The 2,602-nt window shown below is 69.4% G+C and carries 2 protein-coding genes and 1 pseudogene; all 3 read left to right on the plus strand.

Annotation, left to right across the window (positions count from 1 at the left end; translation table 11 throughout):
- Positions 1-351, plus strand: a pseudogene (locus RIF89_RS13735) (mannose-1-phosphate guanylyltransferase); the annotation flags it as partial.
- A 148-nt stretch (positions 352-499) separates the two neighbouring features.
- Positions 500-1,615 (plus strand): BMP family protein, encoded by a 1,116-nt coding sequence (locus tag RIF89_RS13740; protein WP_375294486.1) that lies wholly within the window; start codon positions 500-502, stop codon positions 1,613-1,615.
- A 102-nt stretch (positions 1,616-1,717) separates the two neighbouring features.
- Positions 1,718-2,602, plus strand: an 885-nt coding sequence (locus RIF89_RS13745) for an ATP-binding cassette domain-containing protein (RefSeq protein ID WP_309069648.1), incomplete at its 3' end; no start/stop codon positions are given.

A 2,602-nucleotide genomic window follows, 5' to 3' on the forward strand; every position in this document is an offset into this window, starting at 1 on the left:
GCGATCGACTACGCCGTCGCCGAGCCCGCCGCCGAGAAGGGGCGGCTCGCGGTCGTGCCGGGGCACTTCGACTGGGACGACGTGGGCGACTTCGCGAGCCTCGCCAAGCTCATCTCGGGCGGGCGGGCGGATCAGATGTCCATCCTCGGCCCCAACGAGATGGTGCTGGCGGACGAGTCCACGGGGCTCGTCGTCTCGCAGACGAGCCGCGTCATCGCGGTGGTCGGCGTCCAGGGCCTGATCGTCGTCGACACCGAGGACGCCCTGCTCGTGACCACGAGCGAGCACGCCCAGCGCGTGAAGAGCGTCGTGGGGACCCTGCAGTCGCGCGGCGACGGCCGCGTGCTCTGAGTCTGATTTGTAACTATCGCGTTTCAGGGCCGCCTTCCGTGCAATCTGCGCGGTTCGCGTTCTGTACCGTGTGCGTATCGCCCCGTACCCCGACGGGGATGCGCACGCCCCGCTACCCCCGGGGCCGACGTTCTTCATGGAGGACACTGTGACCAGGACCACCCGGAAGGCCGCGTTCGCCGGCCTCGCGATCGTCTCGTCGGCGATCCTTCTCGCGGGCTGCGGCGCCGCGCCCGAGGAGGAGGCCGGGGGCTCTGCCGCACCCGAGCCTGCCGACGACTTCATCCCCTGCCTCATCTCGGATGAGGGCGGCTGGAACGACCGCTCGTTCAACCAGTCGGCCAAGGAGGGCATGGACCGTGCCGCCGAGGAGCTGGGCATCGAGGCCCAGGAGATGGAGTCCACGAGCGCGAACGACTATGCGCCGAACCTCGAGACCCTCGTGTCGAACGGCTGCACGCTCATCATCTCGGTGGGCTTCAACCTCGCCGCGGCGACCGTCGAGTCGGCCAACGCCAACCCCGACGTGAACTACGCGATCATCGACGACTACGCCGACACCGACTTCGACGGCACCACGGACGCGCCGAACATCAAGCCCCTCGTGTTCAACACGGCCGAGGCCGCCTACCTCGGCGGCTACGCCGCGGCGGCCTGGTCGGCGCAGGCCGGCGGCAACAAGGTCGGCACCTTCGGCGGCGGCGAGATCCCCTCGGTCAAGGTCTTCATGGACGGCTTCCAGCTCGGTGTCGAGAAGTACAACGAGGACAAGGGCGCCGAGGTCGGCGTCGTCGGCTGGGACACCGAGGCGCAGAGCGGCTCGTTCACGGGCGGCTTCGAGGCGAACGATGTCGCGCGTCAGACCGCGCAGGGCATCCTCGACCAGGGCGTGGACGTGATCCTGCCGGTCGGCGGCCCGATCTACACGAGCGCCGCTGCGGCCATCCGCGACGGTGGCGAGGACGTCAAGCTCCTGGGCGTCGACAGCGACCTGGCCGTCAAGGACCCTGAGCTGGCCGACATCACTCTCGTGTCGATCCTGAAGGCGATCGACCAGGCCGTCTTCGACACGACCATCGACGCCGCGGGCGGCGAGTTCGACGTCGAGCCGTACGTCGGCACGCTGGAGAACGAGGGCGTCGCGCTCTCGAGCTTCCACGACTTCGAGGCCGAGCTGCCCGAGGGAACGCTCGACGAGATCGCGGCGCTGCAGGACGCGATCGTCGCCGGCGAGATCACCGTCGAGTCGCCGAACTCCCCGTAATCCGGACACACGACGAGGGCGATCGGACCGCCACGGTCCGGTCGCCCTCGTGCTGTGCCCGCCACTGCTTCCCGTCCAGACCCGCACGGTAGGGTGCCCATCATGAAGCTCGAGCTCCGCGGAATCACCAAACGATTCGGCAGCCTCGTCGCGAACGACCACATCGATCTGACCGTCGAACCCGGTGAGATCCACGCGCTTCTCGGAGAGAACGGCGCCGGCAAGTCGACGCTGATGAACGTCCTCTACGGCCTGTACCAGGCGGACGAGGGCGAGATCCTCCTCGACGACGTCCCGCGGCGGTTCCGCGGCCCCGGCGAGGCGATGGCCTCCGGCATCGGCATGGTGCATCAGCACTTCATGCTCGTGCCGGTGTTCACGGTCGCAGAGAACGTCGCCCTGGGACACGAGAGCACCCGCCTCGGGCGTCTCGACCTCGACGCCGCTCGCGCGCGCGTGCGCGAGATCGCCGACCGCTTCGGGTTCGACGTCGATCCCGACGCGCTCGTCGAGGACCTTCCCGTCGGCGTGCAGCAGCGCGTCGAGATCATCAAGGCGCTCGCGCGCGACGCCGAGGTGCTCGTGTTCGACGAGCCCACGGCCGTGCTCACGCCGCAGGAGACCGATGAGCTGATGGCGATGATGCGTCAGCTGCGCGACGGCGGCACGGGCATCGTGTTCATCACGCACAAGCTGCGCGAGGTGCGCGAGGTCGCCGACCGGATCACGGTGATCCGCCGCGGACGCGTGGTAGGGGAGGCGTCGCCGCAGTCGACGAACGCCGAGCTCGCGGCGCTCATGGTGGGCCGCGCGGTCGAGCTGACCGTCCAGAAGGCTCCCGCGTCGCCCGGAGCGGGCGGCCTCGAGGTACGCGACCTGCAGGTGCGCACGGCATCCGGTGCCGTCGTCGTCGACGACGTCAGCTTCGATGTCCGTCCCGGCGAGATCCTCGCGATCGCCGGCGTGCAGGGCAACGGCCAGACCGAG

This window comes from Microbacterium sp. (genome assembly GCF_031178525.1).
Lineage (GTDB): Bacteria > Actinomycetota > Actinomycetes > Actinomycetales > Microbacteriaceae > Microbacterium.